The sequence below is a fragment of the Geojedonia litorea genome (assembly GCF_042654525.1).
In the GTDB taxonomy this organism is placed as follows: Bacteria; Bacteroidota; Bacteroidia; order Flavobacteriales; family Flavobacteriaceae; genus Geojedonia; species Geojedonia litorea.
On sequence record NZ_JBHSGP010000006.1, the window covers coordinates 1 to 25,623 of the forward strand.

General features: G+C 34.4%; 17 protein-coding genes, 2 tRNA genes, 1 rRNA gene and 1 pseudogene. 6 read left to right on the top strand and 15 right to left on the bottom strand.

Annotated elements, in window-relative coordinates:
• From ACFO5O_RS03455 to ACFO5O_RS03510, 12 genes and pseudogenes are all read right to left on the bottom strand, one after another.
• Window positions 1–2,615, bottom strand: a pseudogene (locus ACFO5O_RS03455) (hypothetical protein); the annotation flags it as partial.
• A 370-nt stretch (window positions 2,616–2,985) separates the two neighbouring features.
• On the bottom strand, window positions 2,986–3,756 hold the full coding sequence (locus ACFO5O_RS03460) for a LuxR C-terminal-related transcriptional regulator (protein ID WP_387961006.1): 771 nt from the start codon (window positions 3,754–3,756) through the stop codon (window positions 2,986–2,988).
• A gap of 136 nt (window positions 3,757–3,892) precedes the next feature.
• Complete coding sequence (locus tag ACFO5O_RS03465) at window positions 3,893–5,830, bottom strand: T9SS type A sorting domain-containing protein (RefSeq protein ID WP_387961008.1); 1,938 nt, start codon at window positions 5,828–5,830, stop codon at window positions 3,893–3,895.
• 272 nt (window positions 5,831–6,102) lie between these two features.
• Window positions 6,103–7,461: a LytTR family transcriptional regulator DNA-binding domain-containing protein gene (locus ACFO5O_RS03470; protein ID WP_387961010.1), complete on the bottom strand. Its 1,359-nt coding sequence runs from the start codon at window positions 7,459–7,461 to the stop codon at window positions 6,103–6,105.
• Window positions 7,462–7,713: 252 nt separating this feature from the next.
• Window positions 7,714–7,788, bottom strand: a tRNA-Val gene (locus ACFO5O_RS03475).
• Window positions 7,789–7,829: 41 nt separating this feature from the next.
• Window positions 7,830–7,904 (bottom strand) — tRNA-Val (locus ACFO5O_RS03480).
• Window positions 7,905–7,965: 61 nt separating this feature from the next.
• Window positions 7,966–9,183, bottom strand: coding sequence for a bifunctional folylpolyglutamate synthase/dihydrofolate synthase (locus ACFO5O_RS03485; protein ID WP_387961012.1), 1,218 nt, complete (start codon window positions 9,181–9,183; stop codon window positions 7,966–7,968).
• 3 nt (window positions 9,184–9,186) lie between these two features.
• Complete coding sequence (locus ACFO5O_RS03490) at window positions 9,187–10,038, bottom strand: energy transducer TonB (RefSeq protein WP_387961014.1); 852 nt, start codon at window positions 10,036–10,038, stop codon at window positions 9,187–9,189.
• 1 nt (window position 10,039) lies between these two features.
• Window positions 10,040–10,432, bottom strand: a complete 393-nt coding sequence (locus ACFO5O_RS03495; RefSeq protein WP_387961015.1) for an ExbD/TolR family protein — start codon at window positions 10,430–10,432, stop codon at window positions 10,040–10,042.
• On the bottom strand, window positions 10,432–11,127 hold the full coding sequence (locus ACFO5O_RS03500) for a MotA/TolQ/ExbB proton channel family protein (RefSeq protein WP_387961017.1): 696 nt from the start codon (window positions 11,125–11,127) through the stop codon (window positions 10,432–10,434). The genes ACFO5O_RS03495 and ACFO5O_RS03500 overlap by 1 nt, the downstream gene beginning before the upstream one ends.
• Window positions 11,128–11,194: 67 nt before the next feature.
• The gene (nhaD, locus tag ACFO5O_RS03505) at window positions 11,195–12,592 is read right to left on the bottom strand and encodes a sodium:proton antiporter NhaD (RefSeq protein WP_387961018.1); all 1,398 of its coding nucleotides are present in this window, start codon (window positions 12,590–12,592) and stop codon (window positions 11,195–11,197) included.
• Between the two features lie 196 nt (window positions 12,593–12,788).
• A complete protein-coding gene (locus tag ACFO5O_RS03510; protein WP_387961020.1) occupies window positions 12,789–13,853 on the bottom strand; it encodes an anhydro-N-acetylmuramic acid kinase in 1,065 nt (354 codons plus the stop codon).
• Between the two features lie 91 nt (window positions 13,854–13,944).
• Here ACFO5O_RS03510 and ACFO5O_RS03515 point away from each other — a divergent pair, with 91 nt between their 5' ends.
• Window positions 13,945–15,087: an acyl-CoA dehydrogenase gene (locus ACFO5O_RS03515; protein ID WP_387961022.1), complete on the top strand. Its 1,143-nt coding sequence runs from the start codon at window positions 13,945–13,947 to the stop codon at window positions 15,085–15,087.
• A gap of 79 nt (window positions 15,088–15,166) precedes the next feature.
• The gene (locus ACFO5O_RS03520; RefSeq protein ID WP_387961023.1) at window positions 15,167–18,166 is read left to right on the top strand and encodes a CHAT domain-containing protein; all 3,000 of its coding nucleotides are present in this window, start codon (window positions 15,167–15,169) and stop codon (window positions 18,164–18,166) included.
• Here ACFO5O_RS03520 and ACFO5O_RS03525 read toward each other — a convergent pair.
• Window positions 18,149–18,859 carry a tetratricopeptide repeat protein gene (locus ACFO5O_RS03525; protein WP_387961025.1) on the bottom strand — a complete coding sequence of 237 codons (711 nt, stop codon included), beginning with the start codon at window positions 18,857–18,859 and terminating at the stop codon, window positions 18,149–18,151. The genes ACFO5O_RS03520 and ACFO5O_RS03525 overlap by 18 nt on opposite strands.
• Window positions 18,852–19,421, bottom strand: coding sequence for an RNA polymerase sigma factor (locus ACFO5O_RS03530; RefSeq protein WP_387961027.1), 570 nt, complete (start codon window positions 19,419–19,421; stop codon window positions 18,852–18,854). The genes ACFO5O_RS03525 and ACFO5O_RS03530 overlap by 8 nt, the downstream gene beginning before the upstream one ends.
• A 288-nt stretch (window positions 19,422–19,709) precedes the next feature.
• On the opposite strand from ACFO5O_RS03530, the gene ACFO5O_RS03535 reads away from it, so the two are divergent.
• From ACFO5O_RS03535 to ACFO5O_RS03550, 4 genes are all read left to right on the top strand, one after another.
• Complete coding sequence (locus ACFO5O_RS03535; RefSeq protein WP_387961029.1) at window positions 19,710–20,600, top strand: hypothetical protein; 891 nt, start codon at window positions 19,710–19,712, stop codon at window positions 20,598–20,600.
• Between the two features lies 1 nt (window position 20,601).
• Window positions 20,602–21,504 carry a DUF4412 domain-containing protein gene (locus ACFO5O_RS03540; RefSeq protein WP_387961031.1) on the top strand — a complete coding sequence of 301 codons (903 nt, stop codon included), beginning with the start codon at window positions 20,602–20,604 and terminating at the stop codon, window positions 21,502–21,504.
• Between the two features lie 38 nt (window positions 21,505–21,542).
• Window positions 21,543–23,597 carry a T9SS type A sorting domain-containing protein gene (locus ACFO5O_RS03545; protein WP_387961033.1) on the top strand — a complete coding sequence of 685 codons (2,055 nt, stop codon included), beginning with the start codon at window positions 21,543–21,545 and terminating at the stop codon, window positions 23,595–23,597.
• A 90-nt stretch (window positions 23,598–23,687) separates the two neighbouring features.
• A complete protein-coding gene (locus tag ACFO5O_RS03550; RefSeq protein WP_387961035.1) occupies window positions 23,688–25,199 on the top strand; it encodes a T9SS type A sorting domain-containing protein in 1,512 nt (503 codons plus the stop codon).
• A gap of 63 nt (window positions 25,200–25,262) precedes the next feature.
• Here the strand turns inward: ACFO5O_RS03550 and rrf are convergent.
• A 5S ribosomal RNA gene (gene rrf, locus ACFO5O_RS03555) occupies window positions 25,263–25,370 on the bottom strand.
• Window positions 25,371–25,623 lie beyond the last annotated feature (253 nt).

Sequence of the window (25,623 nt, forward strand, 5' to 3'; positions counted from 1 at the left end):
TGGGTGACAACATTTGGTTTTACTTCGTCTTTAACTGTTACCGTAGCAGTGCCGGTCTCTACATTTCCGTTGACATCGGTCACCGTTAAGGTCACTGTATTCGGTCCTACATTTGAACAGTCAAACGTGCTTGGTGATACGCTCATGGAAGCAATGCCACAGGCATCACTCGAGCCGTTGTCTATATCGGCTGGCGTAATAGATGCAGCTCCTGAATTATCTAACTGAAGTGCTAGAATGTCCTGGGTGACAACATTTGGTTTTACTTCGTCTTTAACTGTTACCGTAGCAGTGCCGGTCTCTACATTTCCGTTGACATCGGTCACCGTTAAGGTCACTGTATTCGGTCCTACATTTGAACAGTCAAACGCACTTGGTGATACGCTCATGGAGGCAATGCCACAGGCATCACTCGAGCCGTTATCTATATCGGCTGGCGTAATAGATGCAGCTCCTGAATTATCTAACTGAAGTGCTAGAATGTTTTGGGTGACAACATTTGGTTTTACTTCGTCCTTGACTGTTACTGTCGCAGTACCGGTCTCTACATTACCGTTGACATCGGTCACCGTTAAGGTCACTGTATTCGGTCCTACATTTGAACAGTCAAACGCACTTGGTGATACGCTCATGGAGGCAATGCCACAGGCATCACTCGAACCATTGTCTATATCGGCTGGCGTAATAGATGCAGCTCCTGAATTATCTAACTGAAGCGCTAGAATGTCCTGGGTGACAACATTTGGTTTTACTTCGTCTTTAACTGTTACCGTGGCTTGACAACTTCCTTCCGCTCCATTTATATCAGTAATCGTTAAGGTAACTAAATTATCTCCTACATCGGCGCAGGTAAAATCGGTTCTTGATAAAGTCATTGATTGTAAACCACATTCCGCTGTACTACCGTTATCAACATCTGAAGAACTAATTGTTACGATACCACTAGCATCTAATTGAACAGTAAAATCCTGGCAAGAAGCCACAGGTTCCTGGCAAGTAATTCCATAAGAAACCCGTAATAAAGATTCGCTCGTACTGAAAATTTTATGTGGTCGAGTATATCTACTACTACCATTATGATCAAATCCAATCTGAAAATAATCACTGGTCAACAAATTTTGCAATCGTGACGTAACTCCATTACCGAGTACAGCATAGGGCTGTTGTCCTACTGTAGAATAACTAACAGAACCATGATGATACCCTGAAGGTGCAATTGAAATGTATTGACTGGCATTATTGCTTGTAGTATAATTCCCTCCCATGGAGTTTGAGGAGTAAATATTCCCTGTTAGGGCATTAGAATAACTGGAGGACACGTTAGCACTAAACTCGACATTGGTGATGGTCTCACCATCTGGAATGGAACTGGTATCATACTTTATCCAACTCCTATAATGATCATACTCAGAATCTGCCCAGCTACACCAACTTCCACCTGATCGATAATAACTATAACCTACTTGAAGCCTTGCTGGTTGGTTATTAACTGCATAATAGGTGTGTGTGGTGTACGAATAACCACATCCTGGATCACGATAATCATATCTGTATCTAATATACCCCGAAGCACTGCCATTCAATATTATTGTAGGATCAACAACTACCGGATAACTTCGTTCCTTTAACCAATCGGCAGAAACGTTGGTGTTAATCTGATAGGTATTATTGGATAACTGTACCAGACCAAACCCTGAATTGGTGGTGTTGGCGGCAATGCTTCTGTTGTTCTGCTCATAAATTTCAGGAAAGGGAATTTCTAAATGCACCTCATTATTTTCATTCAAAATCACAAGCCCCATCTCATTCTGATCAAAATCGATATCCCAATTATCTGGCAGTTCTATTTCTTCCGAAAATGTTAAATACGCCGCCTTTTGAGGAATATCAGGGCGTTTATTTAAAATTATATTTTGCTCTACTTTATCACTTTCAACAACATATTGATTGTCTATGGAAGGAATAATATCTTTATAGGTTATGGTATTGGAAGTTACCATCATTTTTTTAGCTTGAGAACGTATCTCGTCAATACTTATACCACTGCTATCTGCCCAATGCATTTTCAAATTCTTTGCTGTTAAAATTTCAGCTTGATCAGTAGCAATTAAAATACCTTCATTTGATGGATTATTAGGAAACCAAGACTTTAGGTTGTTTTTGGTGTTGGCATAAGCATAATTAGATTTAGGCGACTCCTTAATTTTTGTGTCTATGTCTTCCCAATTACCATGTTCATCTTTATAGTGAACCGATTTAGGGGATAAAACCGCATCGATGGTTTTGCCGTCCTTACCCATATAATGTTTTGAGGTCCTGTCTCTTTTTGAAATTATTTCGCGTTTTGGATCTTCCTCAAAATCACTTAATAGGGAAAGTTCCTCAAATGCTATTGGATCTATTGGACGACTTACAATTTCAATATCAGTTAGTTCTTTGTTACGTGCATCGAAAATTGAATCTTGTGAATCAATCATCTGTTGATAGACATCAGTGACTTCTTCTTTTTTTGAAGTTTCATAACTTGTGGCTGACCTACTTGACTTTTCTTTTTCTGCACAAGAAAAGTTGACAACAAATAAAATCACTACAAGTATTCTTGTAATTGTTTTCATAATAGTTTGGATTTAGTATCAGACTATAAAACCATATAGCTGTTTAATATTGGTTACTGATGTAATTCCCATTTAGGGGCTATTGTGAATAGGAGCACTCACGGTAGGCTTAAATAAAAAGGTGTTTATTTCTGTATCAACTCGTAAGCTAATTTATTGACAAACACCTTGCATATAGTGTATCCCTAAAACTGATTAATAGCAAGATAAAATTAAGATGGGAATTGATTAGACGAAATACTCAATTTGAGTATCGAGCTTGTTTTTTAGACAAAAAGTCCTATTTTTTAGTTGTAAGGTTTCTACAATAAGTATAATATGGGGCATATTAGTGGTCTAAAAAACTTTATTGATTAAATGATACGACCTATTATAAAGTTATTTTGTTCATTTTCAACATTCCAATAAGCTCACCAGTTGAAGAGATATGTAGTTTTTTCAATATATTTCTACGATGCGTATCTACAGTATTAGAACTAATATCCAAACTGACAGCAATTTCCTTACTAGAATAGTTTAAAACCAAAAGCCGCACAATATCTCGTTCACGATTACTAATACCATCGGAAAGCAACTTTCGTGAAAAATTATTGAAATATTTTGTTTCATATTCATTCTGCTCATTTAATAATTTTGCAGTGGCTGTAATAGGCATTTCAATTTTGGGGTGTAAAACAGTGTAATGTGCCAAACCTATTATTGGTTTGTCATCAGAATCAAATTCTAAAGGTGTTGTGTTCTGTATAATATTTACATATTTACCGTTACCATGTTTGATACGATAATTCCATGTATAACTCATACGATTTCTGTTGGTTATATCTATTTCACCCATAGTGAATTTCATCAATTCATCCAAAGCCATCAGCCAAGGTTCAATATCTTCTGGATGTATTCGCCCCCAAAAGCTTTTCATTCCCTGATGTTTTAGCTCATCACTTTCTACACCCAGGCATGCAGTAGTATTTTTACTAATATATTCAAAGGCTAGAGATTGTGTATTCGTAATACAAAAAAAAGTAGAATCATAAGGTAAATAACGATCAATCTCAATAATTTTTTGAAGATGTTCTTCTAAAAAAGGCGAATCATATGAGTGAAAAATATCTTTATAAATACGCTTAATTTCTTGATAGACCATGGCTAATATGTTTCGGTATTTTTCACAAGTTATATTTTTTAAGTCTTTTTCTTACAAAAATCATAATTCATTTTAAAAAAATAGATGAAATGTCTTTAAAAATAGATTAAACAAAACTTTGTAATTCTATAACAGCTTATTCAATTATTATTCTTTTAGTCACTAATGCATTATTTTGTGAGATTTTTAGTAAGTAAAATCCTGGAGTCAATTCAGAAAGATTTAGAACGTTATTATTAACTATTTTACTTAAAACTTGTTTTCCCATTAAATCAACTACAGTGACTTGCATTGGCAAATGGTGCTTACTCCCAATAGTAACATATCCCTTATTTGTAGGATTAGGGTATAACTTAAAACTGTCGCTCGAATAGTCATTGATATCTAATGCAAAGTCTGAAGTACTTCTAGCTGTAACCGTCACCGCTGCACCCGACTTTGAACGCACCAAAGCCACCAAATCTTGAGGTAGGGTTGGAACGGGATAAGCTGATGTGATATAATCTGCTTGAGGAAAATCTGCTAAAAACAAATCCTCGTTACTGCCACGAGTACCATCATTTATGGCATAAGTAGAATTTATGGTGAAATCGCCTGAAGGACTCACAAAATTGACATCATTTATAAGTACTAATTCAGATTCATAATCTTGATAATTTGTATACAATTCATTTAAAGTTACCTGTTGAGGTGTGATATCACCATTATTTATGGTAGGGTCATCTCTTTCTATTTTGGTAATTTCTAGCATTAACTCACCGTTGGCTCCACTCTTTAAATAGCCACTTAAAGTTTCGAATACATCACCCACGGTTATGAGCGGCATAAACCCGTCTTCATCGGTGACCGCAATACCTCCAGAATTGTCTTGAAAAAAATATAAGGCATCATTTTCGTTTTGATTATAATAGGAAAGCACCACCTGTCCAGTCACACGATAGTAAGTATTCTCGTCTATTGTGCCTGCCCTAAGTCCCGCTATATCTGAAACATCATTATAACTTATGACATTAAAAATCACGGAATAGGTCGCTTCTGGATTAGTCAAGGCCACTCCAGCATTATTGACAAGCCATACGGTATAACTATAGCTATTTCCTTCTGTCATTCCTGGAATAGCTGAAAAGTCTCCACTATTTGAACTAAAAATACAACCAGAACTAACGAGACTGTCATCGCTTGTATCCTTTAACTCCCATTTTATATATCCATCTTGAGAATTATTACTTGTGCATGCTGACAGCTCATTAGAGACCGAGAAATTAGGTGTATTAAAGGTCGCCGCGGCATTAAGTGCTGTTTCTGGGGGTATACTAATTATAGTTTCATTATCAGGCCCGTCAGGAAAGTAGAGTGCAGGAGCAAAATACGACTGCATAAGGTCTTCCCAGGTTGTGGCCACACGCATTTGATCTATGCTGCCAGATGGTCCAGCCGCACTTTGCCGAATAGTAATAGTAGAAACCGAAGCAGGACCATTACCGGACATTTGAGTTGCATGAGGAGCACCAGGTTCACTGGCCAAAGGAGCGCTTAACACATATAAATTTGAAGTATAGGTTGCAATATTATATGATACCACCAATAAGTACGTGGTATTTAAGTCATATGGAGTTGTTATAAAATCAGGAGTGCCTTGGGAGGTAATCCCAAAATTAATTTTACCAAATCCGTCGTCAATGGCAAAAAGTCTTGCTCTAATTCCTGTTGATCCATTTAAATGTATAAAGAACCCTATACCGCCGTTACCAAGGTCTGTTAAATTGACTAAAACACTATAATAGATGGTGCCGGAATTAACAGAGGCAAAACCAGTATTAACACTTTCTCCATCTATTTTCGCAATGGTCGCAGCGCCTCCTTTAGCTAAATATTCGTAATTATTTAAACTTAAGTTAGACGTTTGGTATCCTACTTTGGGTGTTACAGCATTTAAAACGCTCCAATCTCCAGAACTTGTTAATGTTAAATCTCCAGAGGCGTCTCCATAATTAAAATGTTCGTCAAATAATAGTTGTGCATTTATAAAAACACATGAAAAAAGGGCTAGAATTAGAAGGTAAGAATTTTTCATAATCATTCTGTTTACGATTAGCTAAACTGTTTTAGTACACAAAAGTTGATTAAAATGCATGGCAAGAATTGAATTCGCAAAAGAAGAATGTCAGATATGAAAAAGTGCCTGTTTTCAGAATCATAAACATGGGAATAATTTAAACAGACACTTGTTTCATAAATACTTCCCAAGAAATTAATAGCATTTCAAATGAAATCAAAAAAATATAGAAATTAAACCTTTTGTCACAAGTGGCTTAATAAACAACATGAACAACCTAGTAGAAAAGACTATTCTATATTTAACATTTGCCTTAGTTGTTGTTTGTAGGTCCTAGATAAGTTAATCCATTTTCCACTTTTCAACATTAATTTGGTAGAATTAATAATTTTAATATGCGAAATATTGACTATGTAGGATTTGTGAATTCTCACAAATTGTTGTGGTGGTAACTCTTCCAAAATATTAATTAAAGAATTTCTATCTATTTCAGGCTGATCTTTATCTTCAAGATAAAATTCTAAATAATGTCCTTCAGATTTAATATATATCAACTTGTTAAGATCAACAACAACTTTATTATTAAGATGGATCAGATCTAACATTGCATTTTGATTACTCTCTGAAAATTGATTTAATTTTTCTCTTAACAATTCTAGTTCTCTATTGCTTTTTTTATTTCTTTTAAATAGAACAAAGCTTACTAAAAGCAATCCAAGAGTCAAAAAAAGCACTTTAAAGAGATTTGTTTTATAGAACAGTTTTTCACTTTGCAGCTTTTGTGAATTTTGATGATTAAACTTATACATAGATTTTTTATAATCTTCATTTAAACCATCGTCTCGAACTATTTTATTATCAATCTGTTTTGGCCTATTTTCAAAAGACAGTTGAGTATAATGTTCAGACTTCTCTATATTATTTAGCTTTTCGTGTATTCGTGCCAAAAGCGCATAATTTTTTGAATAATTTCTCTGAAGATCAATCGATTCGGCTAGCGACTGTGCAGAATCTGAAATTGTTAAGGCTTCTTGAAAAGCCTCCTTTTGAAAATACACTTCTCCGAGTAAACTCAAACTATTTGACATTAAAGTTATGTCTTGAGATGCTTTGAATCCTTTTATGGACTTTTCTAAATAAAATTGCGCACTATCTAAATTACTTTTTCTGATGTAATTTGTTCCAATATTCATATAAGTTAAACTCAATCTTTTATTGCCTGGATCATTTTTGAAATGTTTTATGAGTTTGTGTGAGTAATAAATGGATGAATCGTGATAATTAGTTCTACTATGATTTATAGAAAGATCATTGTAAACTATGACTTCTAATTGTTTATCGCCACTTATTTTTGAAAGTTGCAGCGCCTTATGAAAATAACGATTACTGTGGTCAAAATTTCCTATCCTTACATTCGCCATCCCTAAATACCGAAAAGCTTTCTTTTTACCTTCAATTAAATTATGTTCTTGTGAATACTCAAGGAACTTTTGAGCATAAGCTAACAAACTATCAGGAGTTCTCATATGCACTCTACACAAGCTATCGAGACTTCTAATTTCGGTGTTAACGTTATGTTGAGCTAACATAACAATGGGAGTCAATAAAATTACAATTAATACGAACTTTGAAACTACTCTGTCAATCATAATTGATTGTTTTAAAGGATTTTGACAAGCACTATTTAAACCAAAATAGGAAAATATATTGAGTCATTAATGTGTTGAGGTAAATTAAATATCAGATTTTTAAGATAATAGAGAAGAAATTTTCTAAAATAACCGTTCGTTAAATCTGGAACATTTACTTATTAGTATGCCAGAAGTGATTTGTTGCAGAGGCTTTAAATTCTTATAAAATAAAAAATCCCAATGCATTTTGCATTAGGATTTTTATAGTTGTGGGTCATACTGGATTCGAACCAGTGACTTCCACGTTGTCGACGTGACACTCTGAACCAACTGAGTTAATGACCCTTTAAATCAAAAAAGTTCATACAACGTTGTATGAACTTTAGTGGGCGATGAGGGGTTCGAACCCCCGACCCCCTCGGTGTAAACGAGGTGCTCTGAACCAGCTGAGCTAATCGCCCTTGTTATCGGACTGCAAATATAGTTTAGTTTTTGTTATCGCAAAAGATTTTTGAAAAAAAATTATATAATTTCTGCAACTACAAATGTGCTTCCTCCAACATAGATTAGATCGTCCGAATTTGCATTTGTTAACGCAGTTTCATAGGCCTCTTTAACACTAAAATAAGATTGCCCTTTAAGTCCATTTTCATTTGCTTGTCTCTTTAATTCTTCGGCATCTAAACCACGTTGAATGTTGGGCTTACAAAAATAATAGTGAGCATGTTTAGGCAATAATGGGAAAATTAGCTTTAAATTCTTATCATTAACAACTCCAAAAACGATATGGAGTTTTTTAAATTTTTCTTTTGCAAGTTGCTCCATAACATAGGAGAGTCCTTCTTTATTATGTGCAGTATCGCAAATCACTTTTGGCTGATGATGAATTACATCCCATCTACCTCTTAAACCTGTCAATGCCTTCACATGCTGTAAACCTCTTACAATATGCTCATGCTCAACTTCAAAATCACTTTTATTAAGTTGTGTAATTGTTTCTATAACGGTTTTGATATTTTTTGATTGATAATTTCCTTCTAAGGCGCTCTTATAAACTTTCTTAATGGTCTTATCTGCAAAGCTAATTTCAGAATTATTTTTTTTGGCAATCTCAATAAATACAGATTTGGTATCTGGCTGTGTTTCACCAATGACTACTGGGACAGTTGGTTTAATAATTCCAGCCTTTTCTTTCGCAATTTGACTAATGGTGTCACCTAAAAATTGAGTGTGATCTAACCCAATATTTGTAATTACTGATACAAGTGGTGTTATTATATTGGTCGAATCCAAGCGTCCTCCCATGCCTACTTCAATAATGGCAATATCTACTTTTTGTTTAGAAAAATAATCGAATGCCATACCAACAGTCATTTCAAAAAAAGATAATTGGTGTTGTTCAAAAAATGGCTTATTGCGTTTAATAAAAGCCGTCACGAAGGCTTTAGATACACACTGACCATTTATTTTAATACGTTCTCTAAAATCCTTTAAGTGAGGTGAAGTATATAAGCCAACCTTATACCCGGCAACTTGTAAAATGGAAGCCAACATATGACTTGTTGAGCCCTTACCATTAGTCCCTGCCACATGGATAGATTTAAAATTGTGCTGGGGATTGTTTAACTGTTGGGCCAGTAAAATGGTATTATTGAGATCTGATTTATAGGCCGATTTCCCTTGATTTTGAAACATGGGTAACTGTTGAAACATCCAGTTAACCGTATCCTGATAGGTCATAGTCTATTGACTTATATCAAAATTTATACTTACAAATCCTATTTGACGGTCAGGAGCTTTAGAATCTGCTGGCCATTTATGAGATAAGGCAATTTTACGGGCAGGTTCAATTAAACAAGGATGTGTATTTGTGGTTCCTCGTGCACCTGGTTCTGCTTTGACAACATTTCCGTTTTTGTCAACTTCAATTCTTACCACTACAAGACCGTATTCATTACATTCTTGTTTATAGATTTGTCTAGATGGTCGTCCTCTACCATTTAAGCCATAACCCACTCCACCTTTTCCTGGACCAGAGCCACCAAAATAACTTGGTGCATAAGGGTTACCATCTAATTGACCTTTATCTCCTGCTTGGCTATCTGGGCCTTCGCCACCAGATTGAGTGCCTTCAGAATTACTTACACCTCCTATAAGGGCATCAAGCTTTTTCTTTTTGTCGGCTTCTTCTTGACGTTTACGCTCTTCAGCTTCTTGTCGTAATTGTTCACGTCTTTCAGCATCTGCTTTTGCTTTGGCTTCAGCTTGTTTTTGTTTTTTTATGGCAATCGATTCTTCTGACTCTTCAGTCAAAACATCTTCAGTTTTCGTACTAGGTTGAGCAGCCGATTCTTTTACTGTCTCCACAACTTTTGGTTCCTCAATAACTTCTTTAGGCTGGGATTTAATAGGTTCTGTAGGCTGAATATTTCCACTTCCAAAATCTGTGGTACCAAAATTAACGGCAACACCATACTCTAATGGAGGATCAAAATATGGCGGACCAACTACAAATAGCAACAATAACAAGATGGTTACAATCAAAGTTGTAATTCTTGCTGAATTGCGCTCATGTTTGGTCTCTAAATATTTCATCTTAATTAGGCTTAACCGCTAATATAATTTTAAATTTATTTCTGTTGGCAATGTCCATCACTTTAACCACATTATCTACAGGTACTGTTTTTTCTGCTCGTAAAACTATGGTTGGCTTATCTAAACCAGATAAGGCCGACATCAATTCATTCTCTAGCACACTCTCCCCTACTAATTTTTGGTCGATATAATACCTTAAATCTTGAGTTATGCTCACAGCAACCGATTTTTTGTTTTCAGTTTTCCCGCTTGCTTTAGGTAAAAGTATGTCTATGGCATTAGTAGTTACCAAAGTTGATGCCAACATGAAAAATATCAACAACAAAAACACGATATCGGTCATTGATGACATATTAAACTCGGGAGTAACTTTATTTCTTCCGCGTATTTTCATTAAATGGGCTCGTTTAAGTGATCTAAAAACTCTAATGAGTTGGCTTCCATCTGATATACTACTTTATCAGTTTTCACTACTAAATGATTGTAGGCCATATAGGCCACAATACCCACAATTAATCCTCCTACCGTTGTTGTCATAGCAGTATAAAGACCATCAGCCAACAATTTAATATCAATTTGACCACCCGAATTGGCAATCTCAAATATGGATAATATCATTCCTATTACGGTACCAAGAAACCCAATCATTGGGGCAACTCCCGAAATTGTAGCCAGAACACTTACGTTTTTTTCTAGGTCATAAACTTCCAATCGTCCTGCATTTTCAATAGCAGTATTAATGTCTTCAAGAGGTTTGCCAATACGGCTGATACCTTTATTAATCAATCGTGATACTGGTGAGTTAACTTGAGCACATAAGATTTGTGCTGAATCTATTTTACCATTACTAACATGATCTTTAATTTGATTCATGAAATTTGAATCAATTTTTGAAGCTGCTTTTATAGCAAAAAGACGCTCAAAATAGATATAAATGGCCACGATCATTAATAAAAACAATATGGTCACAATAAGCATTCCTGCTGTACCACCACTACCTATTAATTCTATGATTGAAAGCGTTTTTTCAACTGATTCTTCATCAGTCAGTAACTCTGCTCCTTCTTGAATGTTACTTAATATTATCATATGTTAAACTGTTGAAATTGGTTTTAATTATTGTAATAACGTCTATTTTATAAGTAAAGTATATGTATTAAAATATAGTTCTAGTAAACATAAAAGTAATTGCACCAGCAATAAAACCTATTAATGCTAACCAAGAAATTTTTCTTAAATACCAAAAGAAATCTATTTTCTCCATCCCCATAGCAACAACACCAGCAGCCGATCCAATAATCAACATACTTCCTCCTGTTCCAGCGGAATATGCAATAAAATGCCAAAGTTCATTATCCATAGGTTCAGAGAACATACCTAAACTGGCGGCCACTAAAGGTACGTTATCAATAACCGCTGACGCTACCCCTAGCAACAGTATAACTAAATCAGATACGCCTGTATGATGTAATTCTGTTCCTAGCATTGGCATCTTGTCTTGTAGTGCAGTAGCAAAATTAAACAGTATACCTAATGATTCTAAAGCAGCAACAGCCATCAAAATCCCCAAAAAGAATAAGATGCTTGGCAATTCAATTTTAGATAAGGAATGATGTACCGGGCTATGTTGTGAATGCGCATCACTTTCCTCATGGTCTACATTAGACAAGCTAAATTTCGCATTACTATACAATTCAGCAAAAATAGCAACCACACCAAGTGACAACATCATTCCTACATAAGGAGGTAAATGTGTTATAACCTTAAATACTGGAACAAAAACTATGGCTCCCAATCCTAAATAAAGCATTGTTGAACTGAATTTACTTTTGGGCTGATCTTCTTCTTCCGATTCCTCAATATCTAATTCTCCTTTAAATACTGGCAAAAATGAAGCAATAAACGCCGGAATGGCCATACAAACTACTGATGGTATAAAGAGGTAAACGAATAAATGGTCTGTAGATACTTTTTTACCTATCCATAGCATTGTGGTTGTAACATCACCAATTGGTGACCAAGCACCACCAGCATTAGCAGCTATAATTATTAGTCCAGCATACCAGAGACGCATATGCCTGTCTTTAACAATTTTTTGAAGGATTGATATCAATACAATTGTTGCCGTAAGATTATCGATAATCGCCGATAAGATAAAAGCTAAAATTGAAAATATCCATAAAATTCTACGCTTACTCTTTGTTTTTACAAAGCTTTTTATTGTTGAAAACCCGTCAAAGTAATCTATTATCTCAACAATAGTCATTGCTCCTAAAAGGAACACTAATATTTCGGCAGTTTTTCCTAAATGATGTAATAAAGTCTCCTCCATTAGATGTGACTTCTCTTCATGAGAAAAGCTACTAAAGCCTTCTAACATACTATGATTGGCCGAATCAAACCACTCAGGAAACGCATCAATACCTAATGAAATTAATGCCCAACTTATGGCCATCATAACCAGAGCAGGAATGAGTTTATCTATTTTTAAATTGTGTTCTAAAGTTATGGCCAAATAGCCAAAGGCAAATACAAGTATTATTACGGTTTCCATAGTCACGTAGTGTTAGAAAATTAGTTGATCTTAATGTAAAGGTAGTGTGTTTATTGCTTTATTATAGTCTATGTGTTTATTGAACATTCCCTTATCAATGCTTGAAGACTACTAAAAATGCTACAAACCAAAGTAGGTCATGAACTGTAACAAATATAAAAAACAAATCATGCTTTATCTTAAAATTTCATTTTTTTTAGGGCTGAAAAATTATTCCAGAGCTGTGGTCTCTGCTTGCCCCTGTTACACTCGCTAAGCAATTCACTTCATCTCTAATTTTTAACACACCTAATAATGAAAAAATGAGAGCTTCTTTAAACTCAATAATTGTTTTTGATGGAATAGTAATCTGGTTTTGCGATTTAGCCTGCAACCTAGAAATTAAATAATCATTATAAGCACCGCCTCCAGTGACTAAAACCGAACACGTATTGTTACCAATTGTTTCATCAGAAATCTGATCGGCAATATGTTCAACAAAGGTTTTTAAAATATCTTGAACTGATAATTTATAGGAATCTATAATTGGAAAAATAGTCATTTCAACCCATTCTAATCCTAATGATTTTGGGTAGGATTGCTGATAAAAATCTAAAGCATTTAACTGTTCTAGCATTTGAGAATTAATGGTTCCCTCTTTAGCAATCTTACCTTTATCATCATAATCATGACCCAATTGTGATACATAATGGTTTAAAACAATATTTACTGGACAAATATCATAGGCTATTCGAATCCCACTTTTATTGGTAGAAAGATTTGCAAAACCTCCTAAATTCAAACAATAATTATAATTAGAAAACAAATAATGATCTCCAATTGGGACTAACGGTGCACCTTGCCCACCTATTTGCACATCTTGAACTCTAAAGTCACACACAACGGTATGTCCTGTTAAAGTTGCCAAATGATTCAAGTTACCAATCTGATAGGTTAAACCTTCAGATGGTTGATGCAATGCTGTATGACCATGTGAACTTATAAAATCAATATCGGCAATGGCATTTTTGGATATAAACGAATTAATGTGTTCAGCCAAATAGTTTGTAAAGCTTTCGTCTATGTCCTTTAATTCTTCCTTTGATTTTGATGTTAAATTGGCGAGTTGATACTTCCAATCTTTCTGGTAAGGAATAGTTTCTGCAGCATGGATATTAAAGTCCCAAATACCATCATAGCCTAATGTTACATGTATAATATCCAATCCATCTAGGGATGTCCCAGACATAAGACCTAAAACACTGTACTTGTTTTTTAACATTTCAGCAAAAATAGTAATCCTTATTGAAAAAACGATGTCAAAAACGTATCTTTGACCACATTTTTTATCAATTTGACAATTATTGTAGTATATGGATTTTAATCTTACAGAAGAACATAAAATGATTCGCGACGCTGCTCGTGATTTTGCACAAACCGAATTACTTCCGGGCGTTATAGAACGTGATGAAATTCAACAATTTCCTGATGAACTTGTAAAGAAAATGGGAGCATTAGGCTTTATGGGTGTTATGGTAGACCCTAAATATGGAGGCAGTGGAATGGATGCCATTTCTTATGTGCTCATTATGGAAGAATTATCAAAGATAGATGCCTCTGCCTCGGTTATAGTGTCTGTAAATAATTCTTTAGTGTGTTATGGCATTGAAGCTTTTGGTACCGAATCACAAAAAGAAAAGTACTTAACCAAGTTGGCAACAGGAGAATTTGTAGGTGCATTTTGCTTGAGCGAGCCAGAAGCTGGAAGTGATGCCACTTCGCAAAAAACAACAGCTATTGATAAAGGGGACCACTATGTATTAAATGGCACAAAAAATTGGATCACCAATGGCGGAAGAGCCGATGTGTATTTGGTCATGGCGCAAACCGATAAAGATAAAGGCTCACATGGTATTAATGCCTTTATTATTGAAAAAGGCATGGACGGATTTCATGTAGGTCCTAAAGAAAATAAATTGGGAATTCGTGGAAGCGATACGCACACACTACAATTTAATGATGTAAAAGTCCCTAAAGAAAACAGAATTGGCGATGACGGGTTTGGATTTAGATTTGCAATGAAAACCTTATCTGGCGGACGTATTGGAATTGCTTCTCAAGCACTTGGCATAGCTCAAGGCGCTTATGAATTGGCCTTGAAATATTCAAACGAACGAAAAGCCTTTGGAAAAGAAATTTCAAAACACCAAGCTATAGCTTTTAAATTAGCCGATATGTATACCGAAATTTCGGCGGCCAGACATTTAGTGATGAAAGCAGCTTGGGACAAAGACCAAGGTAATAACTATGACGTTTCTAGTGCAGTTGCTAAACTCTACGCTTCAAAAGTGGCTATGGAACATACCGTTGAAGCGGTTCAAATTCATGGTGGTAATGGGTTTGTAAAGGACTATCATGTTGAACGATTAATGCGCGACGCAAAAATCACACAAATCTATGAAGGCACTTCTGAAATCCAGAAGATTGTAATCTCGAGAAGTATTTTGAGAGATTAATTTTAAAAGGCATTTTATTCATCAAAAAGGGCATTTAAAAAATAAAATATTAACTTAATGTTTTTAAATTCATTTGTTTATGAATTCATTAAGGCTAAAATTTTTATTTCATCTATTACTTATTTCATTTAATGGCATCCAGTCTCAAGATATCAAAAAGACGAATACTGAGATTGCTGACTCTTTAGATATTATTGGTGAATACAAAAAATCTTTATCATTTAGAACTTTAGCTTTACAGGAAAGTGACCATACCAATAATTACAAAATGTATATTAAAGCAAAATGGCATTATACAAACTCCTGTATATATGAAATAATAGGAGGTCAAAATAACCATAAAAAAGCTTTAGAACATTCATTAAAAGCAAGAGAAATTACTGAAGGTATTACAGACCGCATTCAACTTTTTAGACTCCATGTTGCAAATAGAATTTACCATCAGTATGGATATCTACAAGATTGGAAAAATGCACACTATGAAGCTTTAAAAGCCCTTAAAATTACTTCCGATACATTACCTGAAAACGACTATAAAGTATTGCTTATATTAGACGATTTGGGGTTTATTAATACAAAAATTAAAGATTATCAAAATTCCATCGTTTATTATCAAAAATCCAATAGCTTATACTTAAAATATTATAAGGAAAACAAAAAGGATTTAGCTATGAATTTTGAAATTATGGCCAATAATTATCGTGCATTGGGGATGCGAAAAAAAGAACTTGAAATCCTTCAAGAGTCTGAAAAAATATGGCGAAACCTAAACGAAGACACCTATGGCTTTGCCTTTAAAAATTATAATAAACAAGCTTCCTGGTATACCTATTATGGCAATTATAATTTGGCCGAATCTTTTTTAAATTATCAACTTAAAATAATAGATTCATTAGAACACAAAAAAGAAGAATTCACAGTATTTCGAAGGCATGAATATTTAAGTCTTTTTAATTCTTATATTGATTTAAATCTCAAAAAGAAAGATTATAAAACTGCACAAAAATATATTGAACTATCCGAGAATGAATTAAAAACTGCTTCAAGAGACTATATCAAAGATATTGAGCATGAAGCCCAACTTTATTATTATAAATCGTTATTGCCAAATTTATCTAGTGTAGAATCTGTTAATTTAATAGAAAAAGCCATTGATCTAACACAACATTATAAGGAGCAATTCTTTTTAGACCCTGTTCCTTACCAAATTGCCCTTTTTGAAAAGCATAAAGAGCTTGGAAACTATGAATGGGCAAGAAGTATTTTGATAAATTTAATAGAAAATTATAATAAAGATAACGGTCATGAACTGTTTTATCTTTTAACAAATTATGGGTTTGCTATTTCTAAAATTGATTCTGATATAAAAGCCGAAAAAGAATTTATTAAGGCCTTTAAGGGTATCCATAAAGAAAAATTAAAAACAATTCAATTGAAAACCATTTCAATTGAAAACCTAAAGCCAATATACTCTTTTGAAACCATTGAAGGCATCTTACTTACCGCTGAATTTTATTTTAATAGGTTCAAAAAATCAAATAATATTGAACATTTGGAGACTTCATTTAATCTAAGCCTATTGGCATCAAATGTTTTCAATAATCTTTATTTGGGAGACAGGTATAACGAAACATTGTATAATACATATAAATCAATAGATGGGTGGCTCATGCAAACCTCAATCGAAAACCCTACAGAAGAAAAAACAACTAAAACCATTGAAGCAATTGAGAATAACAGTTCAAAATTAACTTGGTCCAAATTTATGTATAGTAATAATAAGCACCATATTAATGTTCCTGATAGTATCATTGATAGGGAAAATGAGATTAAAACACTCCTTGTTCATTATCAAAAATTGATATACTCAAAAGATGAAACTTCTTTTATTGATAGTGACACCTTAAATAACAGGATTACAAATTTAAATTTTGATCTAAAAAATCTACAAAAAGAAATCAAAGAAAACTATAGCAACTACTTTACTCGAAATAATTTCACTTTTGATCTTAATAAATTTAGAAAATCAATTAAAAAAGGCCAACTCATTGTTAAATATGTATTGACCAATAATAACCTTTATTGTTTTAAAATTTCAAAATCAAATTTGGAAGTTGAAAAAATTGAAATAAACAGCACTTTTAATACAGACATTAAGCGTTATGTAGAAAACATTTCAACATTTAATTCAAATCCTAATGATGGATTGGATAAAATCAAACATATCATTAAGCCCTTAATAGATAATAACCAATTAAAAAATGTTACCATTATACCGTATGGCATTTTAAATTATCTTCCTTTTGAAACACTCATTCCCGATTATGGAGATGCAAATTACAATATTAGCTATGGTACTTCATTAACCTTATTGAATGAACAAAACCTAAGTATAACCAATCCTAATATGAAGTTGGGGGTTTTTGCTTCATCCAATAATTCAAACAGCGAATTACCTAGCGTTAAGGATGAAACAAACACCATATTGGGATATTTTGAAGGTGAGCTTTTCAATAATGCTACAAAGGAAACGTTTTTGGCTAAAGCAAATCATTTTGAAATCCTTCATTTAGCAATGCATTCAAAAATAGACAATATAAACCCTGAATTCTCCAGTTTAGACTTTTCAGAAAATCAATTACTCATATCTGAACTCTATAATGAATCCATTAATGCCGATTTAGTTGTACTCAGTGCCTGTGAATCAGGTAGTGGCAATTTTGAAGAAGGTGAAGGCGTTCAAAGTATTTCTAGAGCATTTACATATACAGGAATACCAAGCACAGTTATGAGTTTATGGAAGGTTGACGACCATGCAACTGCCAAAATAATGATCGCATTTTATAAACATTTAAAAGCAGGAGAACCAAAAGACATAGCCCTTAAAAATGCTAAAATAGATTATTTAAACAGTACCGCAGAACCAGCATTAAGACATCCGTACTATTGGGCAGGATTTGTTGTTTCCGGTAATACATCTCCTATAATTGAAGATAAGAAACTATATAGATATTTATCAATAGCAGGTATTGGATTCCTTTTCTTATTGTTAATATATAGACTAAAGTTTTCTAAGTAATTCTTTAGCTTTTTTATAATTATAAGATTCTTGATTGTTAATAATAAGGTTTAGAACATCTTTTGCCTTTTCTATATTATTTTGCTTGATATAGGCCAATGCCATATACCAATGAGTTTTATTCGATAATAAATCGTTATATTTTTTATGGATTTCAAACTTTTCAATGGCTTGATCAATATTATTGATCTCCATTAAACTTATTGCTTCATAAAATAAAATTTCAGAAGTTTTGGTGTCTTGAAATACCTTATCAAATAGTTGTGCCGCTAGTTTATAGTCTTGTTTTTGGTAAGCTACAAAAGCTTTGGTCTCGTCATTATCTTCAATACCATCTCTAACAATGGGATGGACAATATTTGGCGCTGGTTCAAAATATATAGCATATAACTCTGTGTATGTATATGAAGAATCGAAGATATAATATCCTACCGACAATGAAATTAAGATGGCCGCAGCAACCAGCCACTTTATTTTATTGGTGTTTTTAGGAATTAAATCTTTTTCAACATCTTGTAATCGCTGTTTAAGGTTATGGCGCTCATGCCTAAATATGGCATCCTTTACTTGGCTTTGAAATTCAACATCTTTTTTAAAGTCTGTATCCGTTTGCATTAAATATTCAAACTTTTGTTCTTCGTCTGGGGTCAAATTTCCCAAAAAATAATTTGCTATTAATTCGTCTTTATCCATTTTGTTTTTGCTTTGTAATTAAATCTTTCAAGGTTTTTAAGCACCTCGATTTTTGACTTTTAACTACATTATAATTATCGTAATTTAAATAGGTTTTGATCTCTTCTAAAGTGAATTTTTCGTAATAGAATAGTTTTAACATCTTCTGACATTTTTTTCCAAGTTGTCCAAAACATTTTAAAACCAACTTTTGATAATCGCTTTCTGAAACTTCATGATATTCGTAATATTCAATTTGCTTCTGTAAGACAGCATTCATCTCTTGCTCTATGGGTTTGTTATATTTATAATCATTTATTTTTTTATAAATCATAAACTTACCAATCGAGAATAAATAGGTTTTTATAGAACTATCTAAAGTCTGTACTTTTTCTGAAACTACATTTTCATAAAAGGCTATAATGGCATCTTGATATATGTCTAAATAATCTTGTTCTGGCAATTTATATTGTTTTGCAAAATTTAAAAACGCCGATCTGTTTTCCCTGTAAATCTTATCCAACACAGTAAGATCTCTTCGTCTTATTAAAGTTAAAAGCTGCGCTGTATCTGATTTACTCATTAGTTAGTTTATTTATAAAAGGTAAACATATTTAATCTTAAAATTAAAGAAATAGATATTTCATTAAAATTAATGTTAACCTTTTTTATAAAAATATACTAAAATATATACCCATCTACTTTCTTGCCTGCTTTTTAAATAGACCTTTAATTGGATTCATTACAACTAAATAATGACAAATCAATTAAAATAAATTATTGAATGTGCTATTAATTGAGGAAAAGGGGAATGAAAAAATAATAAAACAATTCCCCTTTTTAATTTATCAATTATTAAAAAAAGATTAAAATGAAAACAAAAATACTCTTACTATCAGCATTGTTTCTTTTAATTGGTTTTGAAGCCGAAGCTCAACTTTTAGACAAACTCAAACAACGCGCCAAGGAAAAAGGGCTGGAAACGCGGGAAGTCTCATTCGATAGCACAGCTTATAACAACGACAACAATTACAACAACATTCAGGAAGTTGAGCTTGAGACCCTACGTGATTTTTTTACTACCGATGTTATTATGGCCTTATATAATAAAGATGGACAACAGGTACAAACCTCCTTTTTTGATGCCGATGTCATTGCCATGCGTACCAAGCAAGAAGGTAATCCTAATCCCATTTATCATGATACTAAAGGTATGTTATATGGTTTTAACGTAGAAGAAGGGCACTATGAAAAAATGTCGATATTACCGGCAAGTTCAATGGGCTTTATGATGGCCGGTATGACCACACAGGCTTATAAACTTCCGCCTGAACCCTATTATGAGGCCTTTGAATTCTTGTCGGAAAAAGACATTGCGCTCAACTTCATAGTATTAGAACTGGCCTTTATTTATAAACCTGAACATTTTGAAGATGATGACAATTACACGCTCCAAAATATCACCTTCCCAGATGTATGCAAACGCTTTAATTATAACGATCCGGAATACCAGGGAAGTTATATTCAATTTGATGAAAAAGGGCGATTGGTAGAATTTAATATCAATAGTACCAATCCTCAATTTACAGATGATTCCAAAAATTCGTCAGGAAAATTTGTCTATTCCTATCAGGAGTGCCATGTCCAACTTCCCGAAGCAATAGAACAATCCATGGTACCAGGTCCTTTAGGAAAAATGCTCAATTTAGAACGCGGTCTAGAACCTTGGAAACATAATAAAAAAGACAAACAAAAAAATTAAGATGATGAAAGCAAAATACTTCCTATTAGCCATACTCTGTATATCAGTAAGCACTTCAGCCGAAGCACAAATTTTAAAAAAACTAAAAAAGAAAGCTGAACAAGCCGCAGAACGAACTATACTCAAAAAAACAGATGAAATCGTTACCGAAAAAACAGAACAAACCATTGATGGTGTTGCAAACGGGAATGAAAAAAAACCAGATTCGACTACGACTACTTCCAATACACAAAAAAACACAGCAACACCCGCTAATAATGCGGCTATGAACCCTAAAAATCATGAGGCCACCCAAATTCTAGATCAGTATGAATTTAATTGGGAGCTTAAAACGGTAATGACTTCGGGTAAAGATCAAACGGCTGAATTCAACTATTTAATCAATTCTAATACGACAGATTACTCTGGCCTAGAAATGTCAAGTGAAGAGTTAAAAGGACAGGGCACCATGTATATGGTGATGGACAATCTACAAAAAACCAATATCATGTTTATGGATATGAACGGCCAAAAAATGGCACAAGTTCATAAAATGCCCGAATTAAAAGAAGGCAAAAACAAATCGAATGTAAGCTTTAAAGAAATTGGCACCAAAGAGATTCTTGGTTTTACCTGCTACGGCATTGAGGTAGAAGACCAACAGTATAAAGGCCAATTGTACTTCACTTTAGATGCACCTGTAAATTTTAGTGCCTTTTTTGCCATGGCTAATAATAAAAGTGCCCCTAAAGGATTCGATCCTGCCTTATTACAGGTATTGAAAGAAGACGCCTTATTAATGGAAATGACCATGCAACACAAACAAAAAAGCAAGGAAAATTATGCCATGCGCGCTATAAGTTTAGAGCAAAAGAAAAAAGAATTATCTAAGAAAGACTATCAATTAATGAAGATGGGGTTTTAATATTTTAAAATGCTATTAATCAACTAATACTTAAAATCATGAAAAAAATTATGTTTTTACTAATGCTTTTGACAAGTATGACTTTAGCTTCACAAGGGCAACTTTTTATTTTTACTCAAGTGCCTCTAGAAACGTGCCAAGGCACGGATCCAAATTCTTGTTTATCTATTGGTGTAGAAAGCGATTACGACTTTAGGGAAGTAGTACTGCATTTTGAGAACAAAAACAATACTAACGACAATTTTGGATTCGGAGTTCCAATATTAGGTAGTATTAATACCTATTGTAATAATTATACAGTAGGAGAAACATATCTAATCAAGGCTTTAGATATAGGGTTTGACCCACCGATTGAATCTGAAACATTTGAATACACTATTCTTGGCTGTTCTAATATAGATAATGATAGTGATGGTTTTTATGCAGATGTTGATTGTAATGATAGTGATGCCGCTATTAATCCAGGAGCAGATGAAATCTGTGGTGATGGTATTGACAATAATTGTGATGGCAATATTGATGAAGGTTGTGAAACCTGTCCTGATGCTGATAATGATGGCACCTGTGATGCCGATGACTTATGTCCAAGCGACCCCAATAAAATAGCACCAGGCGATTGTGGTTGTGGCACTCCAGATACCGATAGTGATGGTGATGGTGTAGCCGATTGTAACGATAACTGTCCTAATGATGCCAATAAAACCGAACAGGGCGATTGCGGTTGTGGCACTCCAGACACCGATAGTGATGGTGATGGCGTAGCCGATTGTAACGATAACTGTCCTAATGATGCCAATAAAACCGAACCTGGTGATTGTGGCTGTGGTGTAGCAGATGCTGACACCGATAATGATGGCGTTTTTGATTGCAATGACAGCGAAATTAATTCGCCATGTCCGAACAATGTCGATGCCAATGGCGTTTCTATAGATTCAGATTCCGACGGAACTCCTGATTGTAATGATGGCTGCCCTAGTGACCCAAATAAAACCGCTTCTGGAGATTGTGGTTGTGGTGTAGCTGATACCGATACGGATAGTGATGGGGTCCTCGATTGCAATGACAGCGAAATTAATTCGCCATGTCCAAACAATGTCGATGCCAATGGCGTTTCAATAGATTCCGATTCAGACGGAACTCCCGATTGTAATGATGGCTGCCCTAGTGACCCAAATAAAACCGCTCCAGGAGATTGTGGTTGTGGTACAGCTGATACCGACTCCGACTCCGATGGGACTCCCGATTGTATTGATGAATGTCCAAATGATTCAACTAATACCTGTAACAATTGTCCAGACGCAGATAACGACACCGTTTGTGATGCAGAAGACAGATGTCCAGGAGCTGATGACTTGTTGGACTCCGATCGTGACGGCACACCAGATTGTTTAGATCTTTGTCCGAATGACAGAAACAAAACGGCACCCGGACTTTGTGGTTGCGGCACAAGCGATGCCGATAAAGATAATGATGGCGTTCCAGATTGTAATGATGTATGTCCACGTGGACCAGACACCGATACTGATGGTGATGGTGTTCCCGATTGTATAGACATCTGTGCTGGTCAAGACGATAAATTGGATTCTGATGGTGATGGCCTACCAGATTGTGTAGACAGTTGTCCTAACGATGCTACAAATACCTGTTCAGGAAATACCTGTAGAGCAGGTTTATTTGAAATTTGCCATGTCAAGAAAAATGGTGACCGAACTACCATATGCGTTACACCAGATCAATGGGCGCGTCATAAAACGCATCCAGGCGATGTACTAGGTTCCTGTTCACCTTCTACAGCTAGAACAATGGAGCCTGAAAATATAATAACAGAAGAAGCACAGTTCAGTATTTATCCAAATCCTTTAAAAACAAATGGCCTATGGATTCAGGTTTCAGCGAGACAAAATAACGAGAAGTTTACAGCAAGCATATACGACCTAAATGGAAGAGTCCTCGCACAAAAAGTATTTGATTCCAATGATAAAACCAATCGTTATTTCTGGGAATTTAACAGTGAAACATGGGATAAAGGCATCTATCTATTAAAAATTGAAAGCGATGAGGGGCAAATCACTAAAAAAGTTGTGGTAAAATAAGTCTAAACAATAAAAATGATAGCTTAATTGAGCAAGTTAAGCAACACTTTTTGCTATATAACTTTAACTGTTAACAAAAACCATTGCATCATGAAAATAAAAATATTAATAATTATTACTCTATTTTTAAATTTAATAGCTTTTGCACAACCCGAAATAGCATGGCAGAATCATTTTGGAAGCACACAAGATGATTATGCTTACTCCATAGTACAAACTATAGATGGAGGATTTGTTATGGCAGGGTATACATTAGGATCTAATGTAGATGTGACCAATCATCATGGTGGCAGAGATTTTTGGGTTGTAAAAACAAATTCATCTGGAAATTTGCAATGGCAAAAGGCGCTGGGAGGAGCTGGAACGGAAGTAGCATTTTCGATAATTCAAACTTCTGACAATGGTTACATTGTTGCTGGTTATGCTAATTCTTTTGATGGAGATATAACCGAAAGTTTCGGTGGTGAAGATATTTGGGTAGTAAAGTTGGATAGTTCAGGTAATCTACAGTGGCAAAAAAGCTATGGCAACAGTAATCACCAAAGGGCATTTTCTATTATACCAACTTCTGGCGGAGGCTATGTATTGACAGGGGTTACGAGAATAGATGCTAACGATACTGATTACATTGTAATAAAATTAGATAATGTTGGAAATGTAGAATGGCAGTACAATTATAGTTATGACACCAATAACAGTAATGATGAAGCCCATACCATAGTACAAACTTTAGATGGCGGATATATTGTGACAGGTTATTCAGTACTATTTGAACATTTGGGGCTAAATTATTCTGATGCTTGGGTCATAAAATTAAATTCATCGGGTATTGCTCAATGGGATATACGATATGGTGGATCATTAATAGATTCTCTATGGGATATTCAACCTTCATCAGATGGCGGCTATATTATGGCTGGCTATTCTAGTTCAACCGATGGAGATATTACCAACAATAACGGTGGTGAAGATTATTGGGTTGTAAAAATTGATGCAATGGGTAATTTACAATGGCAAAAATCATTAGGTGGCAGCAATAGTGAAAGGGCATTTTCTGTTCGAGAAACCACTGATGGAGGCTATATTGTATCTGGTTATACACAATCTAACGATGGAGATATAACAAATGCTAAAGGGAGTCAAGATGGGTGGATAGTAAAATTAGACAATTCAGGAAATCTTCAATGGCAAAAAATATTGGGTGGGACTCAAAGTGATATAATAAGATCAATTATACAAACTACTAATAGTGGCTATATTACCATAGGAAACACAAGCTCTAATGATTCAGGAGTGGGAAACGTAGTAGGACGTCATGATTTTTGGATAGTTAGGTTTGGACCTGAAACATTAGGTGTTAATGATAGTCAAACTGATTATGAAAGACTATTGGTTTACCCTAACCCTTCTAATGGCAAAATTCATTTATCAACACCATTTCAGGGTGTTTTAAATTATGAATTAACTGATATTAATGGAAGAGTCTTCCAAAAAGGAATCCTAGAAAATAACACTATAAATTATCAGCTAAACTCTGGGTTGTACTTATTGCAACTTAAAAATGCTGAAATAACTATTACAAAAAAAATTATAGTAGATTAACTAATTATTTTACTAAAGGATTAAAAAAACAAAAGCCCTTCATATTTTTATGAAGGGCTTTAAAAAAGGCGATGACCTACTCTCCCACTGGTGCAGTACCATCGGCGCTAACGGGCTTAACTTCTCTGTTCGGAATGGTAAGAGGTGAGCCCCGTTGCTATAACCACCTTAAGTTATAGCTTTTTGCTATTGTCCTAAAAAGGAACTTTAGCATCCAGCGTCACGCTTTTAACGTGACAAATATCTTAACATATCGGAAAAAGGACGGCAGGCCGTCAACATGACATAAAAAATAATACAAGTTTGTATACTGCTTATAAAGACATTCCATCCCCCTTCCCTAAAGAAGGGGGAGGCTCAATAAGCCTATGGGTTATTAGTACTACTCGGCTATGACATTACTGCCTTTACACCTATAGCCTAT